Below are 16,076 nucleotides of genomic sequence, written 5' to 3'. Positions count from 1 at the left end.
ACATGCGCGGACGTCATCTAGGGAGGGAATTCGCGTGCGCCAGACCCTGACCATTCTCGCGGTGCTCACCACTGCCGTCGCCGTGGCCAGCGTCGCCACCGGAGCACCACGCACGCAGCGCTCGGCCATCGCCGAAGCAGTCGCCTCGCCCAGCCGCACGGCCGCCAATGTCGCGCGCGATCCGTATCGCCATCCGGTCGACACGCTCAACTTCTTCGGCGTGAAGCCTGGCAACACCGTGGTCGAGATCTGGCCCGGCGGCGGCTGGTACACCGAGATCCTCGCCCCGCTCACCCGCGCCAAGGGCAGTTACTATGCCGCGGTCGGCCCCGATTTCCCCGGCAGCGGCAAGGCGGTAGAGGCACTGAAGACCAAAGACCCGGCGCTCTACGGCCATGCCAAGCTCGTCGCCTTTCCCGCCGAGGCCGGCCAGCCCAGGGTGCCCGACGGCACCGCCGATATCGTCCTCACCTTCCGCAACGTCCATAACTGGCGAATGGGCTATAAGCGCGGCAACACCGACTATGCGCCCGAGGCGTTCAGGCAGATGTTCGCGATGCTCAAGAAAGGCGGCACGCTCGGCATCGAAGACCATCGCCTGCCCGAGGCGGCGAGTGCCGAGCGCGAAAGGACCAGCGGCTATCTCAAGGTCTCGACCGTCCGCCGTCTGGCCGAGCAGGCCGGCTTCGTCTTCGTCGCCGCTTCCGAGATCAATGCCAATCCGCGCGACACCGCCGATTGGCCCGACGGCGTGTGGACCTTGCCGCCCACCTATCGGCTGAAGGATGTCGACCGGGCGAAGTATGCCGCGATCGGCGAGAGCGACCGGATGACGCTAAAGTTCAGGAAGCCCTGAGCTTTTCGTGCTAAACGGGGCATTAACCGTCGCGTCTTATGACTGACATGTGCCACGCCGAATTCGAACCCTTCTGTCGGTCCTCCGCGAGGAAGTAGACAGCTATGCCGCGACCAGCGAGGAAATCGCCGCGCGTACCAATCTGCTCGCGCTGAACGCCGCGATCGAAGCCGCCCGCTCGGGCGAGGCCGGGCGCGGCTTCTCGGTGGTGGCGCAGGAAGTGAAGGCGCTGGCGCAGCAGGCGCGCGGCGCCTCGATCGAATTCCGCTCCGAAGTGCGCGAGCGCCTGGCCATGGGCGCGGGCATCGCCGACGAGATGGTGAGCGAGATCGAGGGCACCCGCCTCGTCGAGCTCGCCCAGGCGCTGATCCAGAACGTCTCCCGCCATCTCTATGGCCGCAGCATCGATCTGCGCGTGATGGCATGCGATGCCGAAGTGATCGCCGCGCTCGAGGATCCGAACCCGGAGACGATCGCCGCGGCGGATGCCCGGCTGGCGCTGCTCACCGAGATATCGCCCTATTACCTCAACGCCTTCCTCGCCAATGACGCGGGCAAGGTGATCGCTTCGTCCGACCCGCATGCGCGGGTGCGCAGTGTCGACCTGTCGAGCGCGCCACAATATCTGAACGCGATCCGCAGCCACCGGCGCGACGAATGGTTCACCGACGAAGTGTGGCTAAACCCCTATTCGGATCATCGCGCGGTGCTCATCTTCGTCACCGGCGTGCGCCCGCGGGGCCGCGACGGGCGGCCGCTCGGCGCCTTTTATCTCGAGTTCGACTGGGAAGGGCACATCCCCGCGATCATCTCCGACCGATCGCTGTTCGGCGAGCGCGACTGGGGCCGGACCAGCATCTCGATCGTCGACGAACAGGATCGCATCGTCGCCACCTCCGCGGGCAAGCGGCACGGCGAGCATGTCGCGCTGCCGCCCAATGCGGTGCGCGGCGCCGAAGTGCGCGGCGACAACACGATCGCCTTCGCCAGCGCCACGGATTATCACGGATTCGGCGGGCTGGGCCTGCGCTGCGTGATCGAACAGAAGATGCCGACGCTGGAGGAAATCCGCGCGGCGCTGGGCGGACTGCGCGCGCGGGGGTGACTATCTTCCTCCCCTCCCTGGGAGGAAGGGGGAGACGCTATTTGGCCAGCTTTTCGATTTTGTCCTGGAGCCGGGCGAGCTCGGCCTTGAGCGCCGCGACATCGTCTTCGCCACTCGCCGCGGGCGCCGGCGCAGCGGGCGCCGCCGGCGCGCCCGGATTCGCCCCGGGCTTGAACGCCTGAGTCGCCGCTTCAAAAATTTCCATGTTGCGCTTGGCCATCTCGGCGAAGGGCGAGTTGGCGAAGGCGCCTTCGACCGCCGACTTGAACTGCTGCTGGTTGCGGCGGAAGCTCTCCATCGACGCTTCCAGATAGCCCGGCACCATCGCCTGCATCGAATCGCCATAGAGCGCGATCAGCTGGCGCAGGAAGTTCACCGGCAGCATGGTCTGGCCGCGCTGCTCCTCTTCCATGATGATCTGGGTGAGGACATTATGGGTGATGTCCTCCTCGGTCTTGGCATCGACCACCTTGAAGTCGCGCCCCTCGCGCGTCATCGCCGCCAGATGGTCCAGCGTGATGTAGGACGAGGTTTCGGTGTTGTAGAGTCGCCGGTTCGCGTACTTCTTGATGATGACCGGACCGGTGCCAGCAGCGCTCTTCTTCATCTAAGGCCCCCAGGTGAGTGAAACATATCTATCATCGTTTCATTCTGCGGCGCAACACGGACCGCGTCCGCTGCCGCTGTTCCTTTCGCTGTTGCGCAGCGAGACCGCAGCATCGCCGGAGCGCCGCGCCGCCGCGCTCGCCGGATTGAAGGCCTATCAGGACGCGGAACGCCCCCCGGAGCGGGCGCCCCGGCCCGCGATCGCCACCGCCGGGCGCGCCGCGCTGCGCGACTATGGCGGCAACGGCCCGCCCGTCGTCTTCGTGCCGTCGCTGATCAACCCGCCCTTCATCCTCGATCTGGCGCCGGGCAATTCGCTGCTCGAATGGCTGGCGGCCCAAGGGCTTCGGCCGCTGCTCGTCGATTGGGGCGCACCCGCGCCGGAGGATCGCGGCCAGGGCATCGACCATCACGTCGCCGGGCTGCTGCTCCCCCTGCTCGACGCGCTGGGCGAGCCGCCGCTGCTCGCCGGCTATTGCCTGGGCGGCACGCTGGCGACGGCGGCGGCGATGCTGCGGCCGGTGCGCGGGCTCCTCACCATCGCCGCCCCGTGGCGCTTCCGGCGCTATGGCGATCCCGCGCGCGCAGCCATTGCAGCGCAATGGGAAGCCGCGCAGCCGTCCTGCGCCCAGCTCGGGCTGGTGCCGATGGAGGTACTGCAGGCCGGCTTCTGGCAGCTCGATCCGGCGCGCACGATCGCCAAGTTCGAGCGCTTCGCCCGGTTGCAGCCCGGCAGCGACCAGGCCAGCGCCTTCGTCGCGCTCGAGGACTGGGCCAACGCCGGCGCACCGCTCACTTATGCCGCCGGCGCGGAGATGTTCGAGCGCTTCTTCCGCGCCGACCGGCCGGGCGCCGGCCGTTGGTGGGTGAACGGCACCCGCATCCTCCCCTCGCGCCTGGCCTGTCCCGCGCTCGAGCTGCTTTCGATCACCGACCGCATCGTACCCGCCGCCACCGCAGCCGGCCTGGCCGAGCGCCGGAGCCTCGCCCTCGGCCATGTCGGGATGATCGTCGGCGGCCGCGCGCGCGCGATGGTGTGGGAGCCGTTGCGCGACTGGCTTCTTGCCGCAGTGCACACTAGATAGCCCGCGACACATAAGACCATCCGCAGGAGTCGTTTCCCATGGCCAACCCGACCGACGTCGTCATCACCGCCGCCAAGCGCACCCCCGTGGGCAGCTTCCTCGGCGCCTTTGGCAGCACCCCCGCGCACGAGCTGGGCCGCGTCGCGATCGAGGCGGCGCTGGAGCAGGCCGGCGTGAAGGGCGAGGAAGTCAGCGAAGTCATCCTCGGCCAGGTGCTCACCGCGGCGCAGGGCCAGAACCCCGCCCGCCAGGCCTCGATGGCGGCGGGCGTGCCCAAGGAAGTGCCCGCGTGGAGCGTCCAGCAGGTCTGCGGCTCGGGCCTGCGCGCCGTGGCCCTCGCGGCCCAGGCGATCCAGACCGGCGATTCGACCATCGTCGTCGCCGGCGGCCAGGAGAGCATGTCGCTCGCCAATCACGCCCAGGCGCTGCGCGCCGGCGCCAAGATGGGCGATGTCGCGCTGATCGACACGATGATCAAGGACGGCCTGACCGATGTGTTCAACGGCTATCACATGGGCATCACCGCAGAGAATCTCGCGGAACAGTATCAGGTTACCCGCGCCGAGCAGGACGAGTTCGCCGTCGCGTCGCAGAACAAGGCGGAGAAGGCGCGCGCCGAGGGCCGCTTCAAGGACGAGATCGCCCCGGTCACGATCAAGGGCCGCAAGGGCGACACGATCGTCGCCGACGACGAATATATCCGCGCCGGCGCCACGGTGGAGAGCGTCGCGGGCCTGCGCCCGGCCTTCAAGAAGGACGGCACCGTCACCGCCGCCAACGCATCGGGCCTGAACGACGGCGCCGCCGCGCTCGTGGTGATGTCGCGCGCCGAAGCCGAGAAGCGCGGCGCGCCGATCCTCGCCACGATCCGCAGCTGGGCCACGGCCGGCGTCGATCCGTCAATCATGGGCATCGGCCCGGTCCCGGCATCGCGCAAGGCGCTCGAAAAGGCCGGCTGGACGATTGCCGATCTCGACCTGATCGAAGCAAACGAAGCCTTTGCCGCCCAGGCACTGTCGGTCGGCAAGGAGCTCGGCTGGGATGCGGGCAAGGTCAACGTCAATGGCGGCGCGATCGCGATCGGCCATCCCATCGGCGCTTCGGGCGCCCGCGTGCTCACCACCCTCATCTACGAGATGGCGAAGCGCGACGCGAAGAAGGGCCTGGCGACGCTCTGCATCGGCGGCGGCATGGGAATCGCCATGTGCATCGAGCGCTGAACGGCTTCCGAAAGCTTCTCAAGCGACTCTATTCCGTTACAAAGTGTTTCCGGTGCAGATGTGACTTAGCGTATTGAAGCGCTAAGTCACATTCTGAATATTGCATGAACTATCACAGCCGTGAAATTTAACGCACGCGATCGTATCTTTTTTGCAACACCTCTGACATAATTGCGCAGCGCAATGTGTCCGTCCCTTGCGGCGCTGAAACACGTCCTGCTCACTCTCCCCTTCGGGCATTCCGCTCGAGGGGCAAAAGAACCAATGAAAATATCTCACTTGCTGAGCGCGACGGCGCTCGCCGGGTCGCTATTGTCAGCACCGGCGGCGTTTGCGCAGGATTCGCAACAGGTGCCGGCGGCGAACGAAACCCAGAAGCCGCAGGACGAGGAAATCATCGTCACGGGTTCGCGCATTCGCATCCGCAATACGATCGACGCCGCCGTTCCGGTGCAGACGATCACCGCGACCCAGCTGCTGGGCACCCGCGGCGACGTTTCGCTCGGCGACGCCCTGAACCAGCTGCCGCAGTTCCGCTCGACCTTCAGCCAGGCGAACTCGACCGGCTCGATCGGCACTGCCGGCCTCAGCCTGCTCGACCTTCGCGGCCTCGGCACCTCGCGCACGTTGACCCTGATCAACGGCCGCCGCGTCGTTTCGGCAGTGCCGGGCAGCTACACCCCCGACGTCAGCACGATCCCGTACGACCTCGTCGATCGCGTCGAGACGGTGACGGGCGGCCAGTCGGCCATCTATGGCTCGGACGCCATCGCCGGCGTCGCCAACTTCATCCTGCGCCGCGACTATGACGGCGTCCGCCTCCGCGCGCAGAGCGGCATCAGCACCTATGGCGACCGCGGCACCTATCTGGTCAGCGCGCTCGCCGGCAAGAACCTGATGGACGGCCGCCTGAACATCACCGCGTCGGCCGAGTACACGCACGCGAACGAGATCTACTACGCCGATCGCGAATATCTGGGCGCCTATGGCGGCGTGCCGGGCTTCATCACCTCGCAGATCACCACCGCGCCGAACCGCAACTTCGACGGCATCCCCAACACTGCCTTCGTCCCGCGCGGCATCGTGTTCGGCAACCGCTCGATCGGCGGCACCGTCGTGACCGCCTGCCCGACGGTGGCCACGACTGCCAACGCCGCGCAGCGCGCCGCAGTCTGCACCGGCCAGAACAACCCGACCGGCAGCCCGCTGCAATATTATTATCTGTTCGAGCCCAATGGCACGCTGATCAAGGATTCGCCGGCCACCACGGGCATGGTCGACAACCGCATCATCGGCGGCGGTGTGCTGTTCGGCAAGACCGCGTCCGGCGTCGAAGGCGCGATGCTCATGCCGAGCCAGGACCGCATCGTCGGCAACCTGCTGATCAACGGCGATTTCTCGAGCGCGTTCCGGCCGTTCGCGGAGCTCACCTATGCGCAGGTGAAGGTGCACCAGCAGTCGGTGCAGCCGAGCTTCACCGGCGGCGCGCTGTCCGGCACGTTCAGCATCAACAATCCGTTCCTGACCACCCAGGCACGCGACACGCTGACCACCATCCTGAATCCGGGCGCGACCAGCTTCACGCTCAACCGCTTCAACAACGACCTCGGCACCCGCGCCGAGTTCCACAACCGCAAGACCTATCGCGGCGTGATCGGCGTCGGCGGCGACCTCAGCAGCACGGCCAACCTGCGCTACGAGATCGCAGCCAATTATGGCCGCACCGAGAACTTCTATCGCACCGGTGGCAACGTGCTGGTCGCCCAGTTCAACCGCGCGGCCAATGCGGTGCTCGCACCGACCGGCTATGCGGGTTCGAACTTCGTGCTCAACGATGCCGGCCAGAAGGTCGTCTGCTCGGTCAACGCCGATGCCATCACGACCAATGACGACGCGGCCTGCTATCCGATCAACCTGTTCGGCGAGAACCGCTACGATCAGCGGGCGCTGAACTACATCCTGCACACCTCGACCCGCAACCAGTGGGCCGAGCAGCTCGATTTCACCGCCTTCCTGTCGGGCGATTCGAGCGGCCTGTTCAGCCTGCCGGGTGGTCCGGTCGGCTTCGCGATCGGCGGCGAATATCGCCGTGAGGACGCCTTCTCGGGCCAGGATGCGGTCACGGCTTCGGGCCAGACCTTCCTCAATCCGGCGGCGACCTTCGATCCGCCGGCGGTCAAGGTGAAGGAAGCTTATGGCGAGTTGCGCATTCCGCTGCTGGCCAAGCTGCCGCTCATCCACGAGCTGACCTTCGAAGGTGCCGCGCGCGTCTCCGACTATGGCGGCACGACCGGCTCGGTCTGGGCTTGGAACGCCGGCGCGATCTGGGCACCGATCCGCGACCTGCGCTTCCGCGGCACGTTCTCGAAGTCCGTCCGCGCGCCGAACCTGAGCAACCTCTACGCCACGGCGGCGCAGACGTTCCAGAACGGCCTGACCGATCCGTGCGACCAGCCGGGCGGCACCAACTCGAGCAACAACATCAATGCCAACCCGAACCGCGTGAAGAACTGCGCCGCGGCCGGCATTCCGACCACCATCACCTACGTCAACAACGACAATGTGACGGTGACGACGCCGTGGACCAACCAGCCGACGGCTGGCGTCGCCGGCATCAACTCGGGCAATCCGAACCTGGTGCCGGAGAGCGGCTACAGCTTCACGCTCGGCTCCGTGTACACGCCCAGCTTCGCTCCGGGCTTCAGCATCTCGGTCGACTATTACAATGTGCGCGTGAAGAACGTCATTTCGGGCCTGACGGGCCAGGCGATCATCAATCGCTGCTATGACGATCCCTCGGGCATCAACAACATCTTCTGCGCGGCGGTCTTCCGTCGTTCCAGCAGCAACGCGGTAGAGAACCTGACCTTCAACGGCCAGAGCAACCGCCAGATCCAGACGACGACGTTCAACTTCTCCACGGCCGGCAACGGCAGCGGCTTCATCAACCAGCCGTACAATTTCGCCAAGCTGGCAACTCGCGGCATCGACATCGACGTGGCCTATGACCACAAGTTCAATGACGATTTCGCGATCAACCTGCGCGCGATCGTCAGCTATGTGATGGACCGTCTGTCCTACAGCTACATCACGGAGCCGAACCGCTACGACCGTATCGACAGCACGCTGGGCGATCCGAAGTGGCAGGGCCAGTTCACGGCGAACATCAAGCTCGGCAGCTTCGACGTGAACTACAATGCACGTTATGTCGGCAAGCAGATCGTCTCGGGCCTGAGCTATGAGACCTTCTTCCCGTCGCAGGGCCGGTCGGCACTCAATCCGGATGCCCGTCCGTTCGTCTTCTACAATCCGATTGTCTACCAGAACATCCGGCTCGGCGTGAACGTGAACAAGGACTATCGTCTGTACCTCGGTGTGGACAATCTCACCAACCAGCTGCCGCCATATGATGCGACCGGCACAGGCAGTGACGCGATCTACCCGAACATGGGCCGCTTCTTCTATGCGGGCGCCCAGATTCGCTTCTGATCCTTCAGCCTGAATGAACTGGAAGGGCCGCCCCTAACGGGGCGGCCCTTTTCTTATCCCCAGATCCGGTCGTAGCGCGGACCCAGCCCGGTCAGCAGTTCATATTGCGAGAGGCCGCTCAGCGCCGCGGTCTCCGGCAAGCCATAGGACATCGTCACCCAATCGCCTTCGCGGAGCCCGGGGAGCGCCGTCACGTCGATCGCGGTCAGGTCCATCGAGACGCGGCCGATCAGCGGCAGCACGACACCCGCGGCCATGGCCAGGCCCTTGCCGGAGAAGCAGCGCAGATAGCCATCGGCATAGCCGAGGTTCAGGATCGCCACTTCGGTATCGGCCAGCGCGATCCAGGTCGCATTATAGCCCACGCTCTCGCCGGCGCCGACCCGGCGGCGCTGGAGGATCTGCGCCTCCGGCGTCGCGACCTGGCGGATCGCGTCATGCCCGGGCCGCTGCCGGCCGCCATAGAGCGCGATGCCCGGCCGAGTGAGATCGAAGGCATAATCGGCCCCAAGCGCGATGCCGGCGGAATTGGCGAGGCTCATGCGCTTCGCCGGCGTCCCGCCCGCGAGCGCACCGAAGGCGGCGAGCTGCCGGGTGTTGAGCGGCACGTCCTCGTCGGCCGAGACGAGATGGCTCATCAGCGTCTCGATCGCCAGCCCGTCGAGCAGCCCCGCGCCGATCTCGCCAGCCGAGACGCCGAGCCGGTTCATCCCGGTATCGACCATCACGTCGCAAGGCCGCCCGGTCGGCTTCCAGCGCATCACCTGCTCCGCCGTGCTCAGCACCGGCCGGACATGGGGGGCGTCGAGCGGATCTTCCGAGCGCACGCCGTGCAGCACGGAGACCGTAACGCCGAGCTCGGCCAGCGCCGCCGCTTCGGCCCAGGTCGCGACGAAGAAATCGCGGCACCCCGCCTCGGCCAGCCGGCGCGCCACTTCCGGCGCGCCGAGCCCATAGCCGTTCGCCTTGATCGCCGCGCCGCAAGCGGCCATGCCGCTGAGCTTCGCCAGGTGCCGCCAGTTCGAGACGAGCGCGGCGCCATCGAGCCGCAAGCGCAGGGGAGCAGTCATTCCCCAGCGGTTAGGAGGACCGCCCGGTCCCCGCAATGGCTGTTGCGAGGGACGGGTATGCCTTCAGTGCCTCCCGTGCCGCGGCGCGGCCGTCTCCTGGAGCCCCAGCGCCGTCACCACCAGTGCCATCGCCACCACGGCAATGGTATACCACAATCCCGCATAGGGATCGCCCGTGCGCGCGACGATATACTGGCTGATGAAGGGCAGGAAGCCGCCGAAATAGCCGGTGCCCAGATGATAGGGGATCGACATCGAGGAATAGCGGATCCGGCTCGGGAACATCTCGCTGAGCAGCGCCGCGACCGGGCCATAGGTGGCGCCGGCCAGCGCCATCAGCCCCAATATCGCCAGCACGATCACGGCGATGTTGCCCGCCGAGGGCATGATGCGCTCGAGCTTGTAGCCGGCCGCGGCGAGTGCGGCGTCGAGCCCGGCGGGGGTGGCATCCGCCACCGGTACCCCGCCGATCGTCACCACCACCGCCTCGGCCTTGTCGGTCTTGTAGGCGATGCCCTTCTTGGAGAGCTGGTCGAGGATCCGGCCACAGGCGTCCACCTGCTTGGCCGCGAAGGGATCATAGGCACAGTCGGGCCCCCGCACGACCACCGGCGTGCGCTTCGCCGCCTCCGCCAGTTCCGGATTGGCCGCCCCGCCGATCGCCCAGAACAGCGGGAACAGCAGCACCAGCGTCAGCGCATAGCCGATCACGATCGGCTTCTTGCGCCCGATCCGATCGGAGAGATGGCCGAACAGGATGAAGAAGCCGCATCCCGCCAGCGCCGATCCGCCGCAGATCAGCTGCGCGGTGGTCGGGTCCATCCGCATCGGCCCGGTGAGGAACGAGAGCACCGAGAACATCGAGGTGTACCAGATCACCGTCAGCCCCGCCGCGATGCCGAACAGCGCGACGAAGAGCCGGGGCAAGTTGCCCGGATAGGTGAAGCTCTCGACGAACGGATTGCTGGCCGTCTCGCCGGCATCCTTGATCGCCTGGAACACCGGGCTCTCGGAAAGCTTCAGGCGCATCCACAGCGACACGGCGAGCAGCAGGATCGAGAAGAGGAACGGCAGGCGCCAGCCCCAGGCCTCCCAGGTCGCGGCCGGCATCGGCGCCTTGAACGCGAGCACCACCGCCAGGCTCAGGATGAAGCCGCCGACCACGCTCGCCTGGATGAAGCTGGTGTGGAAGCCGGCGCGCCCGCCCGGCGAATGTTCGGCGACATAGATCGCCGCCCCGCCATATTCGCCGCCCAGCGCCAGCCCCTGCGCCACGCGCATCAGCAGGATCAGCAGCGGCGCAGCGATGCCGATCGCGGCATAGCTCGGCACCAGGCCGATGCCGGCGGTGGCCAGCCCCATCACGGTGATCGTGACGAGGAAGGTGTATTTCCGCCCCATCCTGTCGCCCAGATAGCCGAACAGCACCGCCCCCAGCGGCCGGAAGCCGAAGCCGACCGCGAACGCCGCCCAGGCGAGCAGGCTCGCCAGCACGTCGTTGCCGGCGGGGAAGAATGTGTGCTGCAGGATGCCGGTGGCGGTCAGCGTGCCCCAGATGAAGAAGTCATACCATTCGAAGATGGTGCCCAGCGACGATGCGCCGATCACCAGCCGGATGTCCTTGCCCGTCGGCTCCGCCATTGGGTCCCCTCCCGTGATTTTCGCGCGAGCTTAGCGGCTGGGGGATACGCGGCAAGCAGGGCCGCGTTGCCGCCTCATCGCCACACCAGCATCGCCACGGCCGCCGCGCCCATCACCAGCGTCGCCGCCCAGCCGAACAGCAGCAGCGGCCCACGGATGCGGAACGCGCCCATCACGCCGCGGCGCGTGGCGATCACCATCATCACCGCCATGATCGGCACCGCCGCGAAACCGTTGACCACCGCGCTCCAGAACAACGCCTGGATCGGCGGGATGCCCGACCAGTCGAGCCCGATGCCGAGCAGAGTCGCCAGCGCGATCACGCCGTAGAAGCCCGGCGCGTCGCGCACCCTGTGCTCCAGCCCGCAGCGCCAGCCGCGCGCATCGGCCACCGCGAAGGCCGCCGATCCGGCGAGCACGGGCACTGCGAGCAGCCCGGTGCCGATGATGCCGATCGCGAACAGCGCAAAGGCGAAGTTGCCGGCGACCGGCTTCAGCGCCGCGGCGGCATCGGCGGCGGTATCGATCTTCACCACGCCCTGCACGTGCAGCGTCGCGGCCGTCGCCATGATGATCGCGATGGCGATCAGGTTGGAAAAGGCCATGCCGACGAACGTGTCGACCCGCATCCGCCGGATCTCGCCCGGTGCCTGTTCGGGCGCTTCGTTGAGCGGCCGGGCCCCGTCATGGTCCTCGACTTCCTCCACTTCCTGCGCGGCCTGCCAGAAGAAGAGATAGGGGCTGATCGTGGTACCGAAGATCGCCACCACCGTGGCGATCGCCTGGGCCCCGGCGATCCGGGGCACCACCAGCCCCTTCGCCGCCGCCGCCCAATCGACGTTCACCACCAGCACCACCGCGACATAGGCGAACAGCGACAGGGTCAGCCATTTCAGCACATGCGCATAGCGATGATAGGAAATGAAGGCCTGCAGCATGAGGCAGAACAGCGCGAAGAAGATCGTGAAACCATGGTCGCCCCAGCCCATGACCAGCTGCGCCGCATCGCCCATCGCGGCGATGTCCGCTCCGATGTTGATCGTGTTGGCGACGAACAGGATCGCGACGAGAAGCGTGAGCAGCCAGCCCGGCAGCACTTCGCGCATGTTGCGGGCGAGCCCGCGCCCGGTCACCCGGCCGATATGCGCGCTCACCAGCTGCACCGCCGTCATCAGCGGATAAGTGAGCACCATCGTCCACAACAGCCCATAGCCGAACTGCGCGCCGGCCTGGGAATAAGTGGCGATGCCGCTGGGATCGTCGTCCGCCGCGCCGGTGATCAGCCCGGGGCCAAGCTGCTTTGTGACCGAGGTTCTTTCGTTGCTTCTCTCGGACATGCGGGCTCCGGCGATCGTGACGAACGCACAAGGTTACCAGATGGCGCACGATGCCGAACCAATCCAGATCGATCCGGCCACGCCGCACCGATCCGGACGCAATGGCGATTGCGCCGGCGCGGCGTACGCGGGAGCTTCCCCGCGGTTCGCCTCAGGGGACGCGAACCGCACAGGGAGGTTCTATGTCTGGAGACAATCCGAGCTATCCGATCAGCACGTGCTCGACGAGCTGGTTCGACAGCGCCCATGCGCTGCACATCCGCGTCTATTCGAGCGACGGCTACACGATCACCGAGCAATGCGCGGACGGCAATGGCTGGACCATCGGCGCAACCTTCCCCGGCTCCCAGGCATCGATCGTCACCTGGGCGGATTCGGCCGGGCAGCACCTCCGCCTCTATGTGACCAACGCCAACGTCACCACCGAATATTGCTCCGACCCGGGCACCCCGGGCTGGACCAAGGGCCAGTATACCCAGCCCTGAACGGCGGCGCGGCCGGCCTCAGTCGAGGTTCGGCCGCAGCCAGCGCGTCGCCTGTTCCAGGTCGACGCCGCGCCGCGCCGCATAGTCCTGGAGCTGGTCCTGCCCGATCCGCGCCACGCCGAAATATTCGGCCTGGGGGTGGCCGAAATAGAAGCCGGAGACTGCCGCGGTCGGCAGCATCGCGAAGCTCTCGGTCAGCGAGATGCCGGTGCGCTTGTGCGCGTCGAGCATCTTGAACAGGATCGGCTTCAGGCTGTGCTCGGGGCAGGCCGGATAGCCCGGCGCCGGGCGGATGCCGCGATATTCTTCCTTGATGAGCGCTTCGTTGGTCAGCTGCTCGCCCTCGGCATAGCCCCAGATCGAAGTGCGCACGAACTGATGGAGCCGCTCGGCAAACGCCTCGGCCAGGCGGTCGGCCAGCGCCTTCAGCAGGATGTCGCTATAATCGTCGATCGCGTTCTTGAAGCGCGCGAGATGCGGCTCGATGCCGTGGATGCTTACTGCGAAGCCGCCGATCCAGTCGCCCTGGGTATCGATGAAATCGGCCAGGCACATGTTCGCCCGGCCCTCGCGCTTGGCGATCTGCTGGCGCAGCATCGGCAGCGTGACATGCTCCTCGTCGCCGATATGGACGATGATGTCGTCGCCCTTGCGGCGGCACGGCCACAGCCCGGCGACGCCGCGTGCGGTCAGCCATTTCTCATCGATGATCCGGTCGAGCATCTTCTGCGCATCGGCGAACAGGCTGGTCGCGCTCTCGCCGACCACCTTGTCCTCCAGGATCGCCGGATAATTGCCGGCCAGCTCCCAGGCGCGGAAGAAGGGCGTCCAGTCGATATAGCCGCGCAGGTCCTTGAGGTCCCAATCGGGAAAGTCGTGCACCCCCGGCATGCGCGGCTTGCCCGGCTTGAGGCGCATGTCCGCCTCGAACCCATTGTCGCGCGCCTTGTCGAGCGGCAGCAGCTCGCTCTGCCCGCGCCCGGCCCGCGCCTGGCGGACCTGCTCATATTCTGCCGCGACCCTGGCGACATAATCGTCGCGCTGGGTATCGGAGACCAGCGCCGTCGCCACGCCCACCGCGCGGCTGGCGTCGAGCACATGCACCACCGGGCCGGTATAGGCCGGCTCGATCCGCAGCGCGGTGTGCACGCGGCTGGTCGTCGCGCCGCCGATCAGCAGCGGCATCGTCATCTGCGCGCGCTGCATCTCTTCGGCGACGGTGACCATCTCGTCCAGGCTCGGCGTGATCAGGCCGGACAGGCCGATCATGTCCGCGTCATTCTCGTTGGCTGCCTTCAGGATATCGGCCCAGGGCACCATCACGCCCATGTCGATCACTTCGAAGCCGTTGCACTGGAGCACGACGCCGACGATGTTCTTGCCGATATCGTGGACGTCGCCCTTCACGGTCGCCATCACCACCCGGCCCTTGGCCTTGGCCCCGGCTTCCTTCTCGGCCTCGATGAAGGGCATCAGGTGCGCCACCGCCTTCTTCATCACGCGGGCAGACTTCACCACCTGGGGCAGGAACATCTTGCCCGATCCGAACAGGTCGCCGACCACGTTCATCCCGTCCATCAGCGGGCCCTCGATCACTTCGATCGGGCGGGCACCGCGCGCCGCCAGCGCCGCACGGCACTCCTCGGTATCCTCGACGACATGCGCGTCGATGCCCTTGACCAGCGCATGCTCCAGCCGCTTCTCGACTGCCCAGCCGCGCCACTCCGCGGCCTGCTTCTCGGCCACCGCGTCGGTGCCCTTGAACTTCTCGGCGAGCGCGACCAGCCGGTCGCCCGCTTCCGGATCCTTGTTGAGGATCACGTCCTCGCAGGCCTGGCGCAGCTCGGGCTCGATCTGGTCGTAGACGTCAAGCTGGCCGGCGTTGACGATCGCCATGTCCATGCCCGCGGGGATGGCATAATAGAGGAACACCGAGTGCATCGCCTTGCGCACCGGTTCGTTGCCGCGGAACGAGAAGCTCAGGTTCGAGAGGCCGCCCGAGATGTGGCAATGCGGGCAGCGCTTCTTGATCTCGCGCGTCGCCTCGATGAAGTCGACGCCGTAATTGTTATGCTCCTCGATGCCCGTCGCCACTGCGAAGACATTGGGATCGAAGATGATGTCCTCGGGCGGAAAGCCGATGCCGACCAGCAGCTTGTAGGCGCGTTCGCAGATCTCGATCTTGCGCGCCTGGGTATCGGCCTGGCCCGTCTCGTCGAACGCCATGACGACCACGGCGGCGCCATAGGCCATGCACTTGCGCGCATGCTCGAGGAACTGGTCGACGCCTTCCTTCATGCTGATCGAGTTGACGATCGGCTTGCCCGAAACGCACTTAAGCCCCGCCTCGATCACGTCCCATTTCGAGCTGTCGATCATCACCGGCACGCGCGCGATGTCGGGCTCGGCGGCGATGAGCTTGAGGAAAGTGGTCATCGCCTCGTGCGCGTCGAGCAGGCCCTCGTCCATGTTGACGTCGACCACCTGCGCGCCATTCTCGACCTGCTGGCGCGCGACTTCCACGGCCCTGGCATAGTCGCCGGCCATGATGAGCTTCTTGAACGCCGCCGAACCGGTGACGTTGGTGCGCTCGCCGACATTGACGAAGTTGGTGGAGGAGGGAGTGTTCGTCATTTCTCTTTTCTGTTCAAAGGTTCAGGCCGCGAGCGGACGGGCCAGCACGACATCGTCGAAAAGCTGTCCGCCCACGTCGAAGCGGCGCTCGGCCATCGGCACGAAACCCTGTTTCCCGTAAAAGGCGAGCGCGCGGGCGTTGCGCGCATAGACGCCGAGCAGCAGCCGCCCATGCCCGGCCGCACCGGCCACCGCCGCCGCCATCAGTGCCGCGCCCGCGCCGGACCCGTGGAAGCGGGAGAGCAGGTAGATGCGCTTGAGCTCGATATCCCCCGGCACCGCGCCGGGCAGGTCAGGCGCGGTCAACTGCGCGAAGCCGACGGGCGCGCCGCCCGGCGCCGCCTCGAGGATCCAGCCACGGCTGCCGCTGGCGAAATAATCGGCGAAGCGTTCGGGCGCATAGGCATTGGCGCAATGCGCGACGATCGCCGCGCCGGGCAGCACGCCCGCGAAGGTTTCAAGGAAAGTGGCGCTCGCCACGAGCGAGAGCGCGGCGATGTCGTCGGCGCCCGCCTCGCGGATGCTCCATGGCTGCGGTTCCGCCATGC

The 16,076-nt window shown here is 66.8% G+C and carries 12 protein-coding genes; 6 read left to right on the top strand and 6 right to left on the bottom strand.

Annotated elements, in window-relative coordinates; all coding sequences use genetic code 11:
* Positions 1–34 precede the first annotated feature (34 nt).
* Both FFS08_RS16315 and FFS08_RS16310 read left to right on the top strand, forming a co-directional pair.
* Positions 35–856: a class I SAM-dependent methyltransferase gene (locus FFS08_RS16315; RefSeq protein ID WP_171012655.1), complete on the top strand. Its 822-nt coding sequence runs from the start codon at positions 35–37 to the stop codon at positions 854–856.
* A 49-nt stretch (positions 857–905) separates the two neighbouring features.
* Positions 906–1,961 (top strand): methyl-accepting chemotaxis protein, encoded by a 1,056-nt coding sequence (locus tag FFS08_RS16310; RefSeq protein WP_137864196.1) that lies wholly within the window; start codon positions 906–908, stop codon positions 1,959–1,961.
* Positions 1,962–1,998: 37 nt separating this feature from the next.
* Here the strand turns inward: FFS08_RS16310 and phaR are convergent, their stop codons facing one another.
* Positions 1,999–2,568: a polyhydroxyalkanoate synthesis repressor PhaR gene (phaR, locus tag FFS08_RS16305; RefSeq protein WP_137864195.1), complete on the bottom strand. Its 570-nt coding sequence runs from the start codon at positions 2,566–2,568 to the stop codon at positions 1,999–2,001.
* Positions 2,569–2,656: 88 nt separating this feature from the next.
* Between phaR and FFS08_RS16300 the strand changes: the two genes are divergently transcribed.
* The 3 genes from FFS08_RS16300 to FFS08_RS16290 all read left to right on the top strand — a co-directional run bounded on the left by FFS08_RS16300 (position 2,657) and on the right by FFS08_RS16290 (position 8,361).
* Complete coding sequence (locus tag FFS08_RS16300) at positions 2,657–3,652, top strand: polyhydroxyalkanoate synthase family protein (RefSeq protein ID WP_249341234.1); 996 nt, start codon at positions 2,657–2,659, stop codon at positions 3,650–3,652.
* Positions 3,653–3,690: 38 nt separating this feature from the next.
* Positions 3,691–4,872 (top strand): acetyl-CoA C-acetyltransferase, encoded by a 1,182-nt coding sequence (locus tag FFS08_RS16295; RefSeq protein WP_137864193.1) that lies wholly within the window; start codon positions 3,691–3,693, stop codon positions 4,870–4,872.
* Positions 4,873–5,136: 264 nt separating this feature from the next.
* Positions 5,137–8,361, top strand: coding sequence for a TonB-dependent receptor domain-containing protein (locus FFS08_RS16290; RefSeq protein ID WP_171012654.1), 3,225 nt, complete (start codon positions 5,137–5,139; stop codon positions 8,359–8,361).
* A 53-nt stretch (positions 8,362–8,414) separates the two neighbouring features.
* On the opposite strand, the gene FFS08_RS16285 is transcribed toward FFS08_RS16290, so the two are convergent.
* The 3 genes from FFS08_RS16285 to FFS08_RS16275 all read right to left on the bottom strand — a co-directional run bounded on the left by FFS08_RS16285 (position 8,415) and on the right by FFS08_RS16275 (position 12,409).
* Positions 8,415–9,431 carry an alanine racemase gene (locus FFS08_RS16285; RefSeq protein ID WP_137864191.1) on the bottom strand — a complete coding sequence of 339 codons (1,017 nt, stop codon included), beginning with the start codon at positions 9,429–9,431 and terminating at the stop codon, positions 8,415–8,417.
* A gap of 63 nt (positions 9,432–9,494) precedes the next feature.
* A complete protein-coding gene (locus tag FFS08_RS16280) occupies positions 9,495–11,072 on the bottom strand; it encodes an MFS transporter (protein WP_137864190.1) in 1,578 nt (525 codons plus the stop codon).
* A 74-nt stretch (positions 11,073–11,146) separates the two neighbouring features.
* The gene (locus FFS08_RS16275) at positions 11,147–12,409 is read right to left on the bottom strand and encodes an NRAMP family divalent metal transporter (protein WP_137864189.1); all 1,263 of its coding nucleotides are present in this window, start codon (positions 12,407–12,409) and stop codon (positions 11,147–11,149) included.
* A 182-nt stretch (positions 12,410–12,591) separates the two neighbouring features.
* Here FFS08_RS16275 and FFS08_RS16270 point away from each other — a divergent pair, with 182 nt between their 5' ends.
* On the top strand, positions 12,592–12,894 hold the full coding sequence (locus FFS08_RS16270) for a fucose-binding lectin (protein ID WP_171012653.1): 303 nt from the start codon (positions 12,592–12,594) through the stop codon (positions 12,892–12,894).
* 18 nt (positions 12,895–12,912) lie between these two features.
* On the opposite strand, the gene metH is transcribed toward FFS08_RS16270, so the two are convergent.
* Positions 12,913–15,528 (bottom strand): methionine synthase, encoded by a 2,616-nt coding sequence (metH, locus tag FFS08_RS16265; RefSeq protein ID WP_137864187.1) that lies wholly within the window; start codon positions 15,526–15,528, stop codon positions 12,913–12,915.
* A 21-nt stretch (positions 15,529–15,549) separates the two neighbouring features.
* Entirely contained in the window at positions 15,550–16,074 is a 525-nt protein-coding gene (locus tag FFS08_RS16260) for a GNAT family N-acetyltransferase (protein ID WP_137864186.1), read from the bottom strand.
* Between the last annotated feature and the right edge of the window lie 2 nt (positions 16,075–16,076).

The organism is Sphingomonas sp. 1F27F7B (assembly GCF_005503355.1).
Classification (GTDB): Bacteria; Pseudomonadota; Alphaproteobacteria; order Sphingomonadales; family Sphingomonadaceae; genus Sphingomonas.
This window is presented reverse-complemented; position numbering and strand designations above follow the sequence as displayed.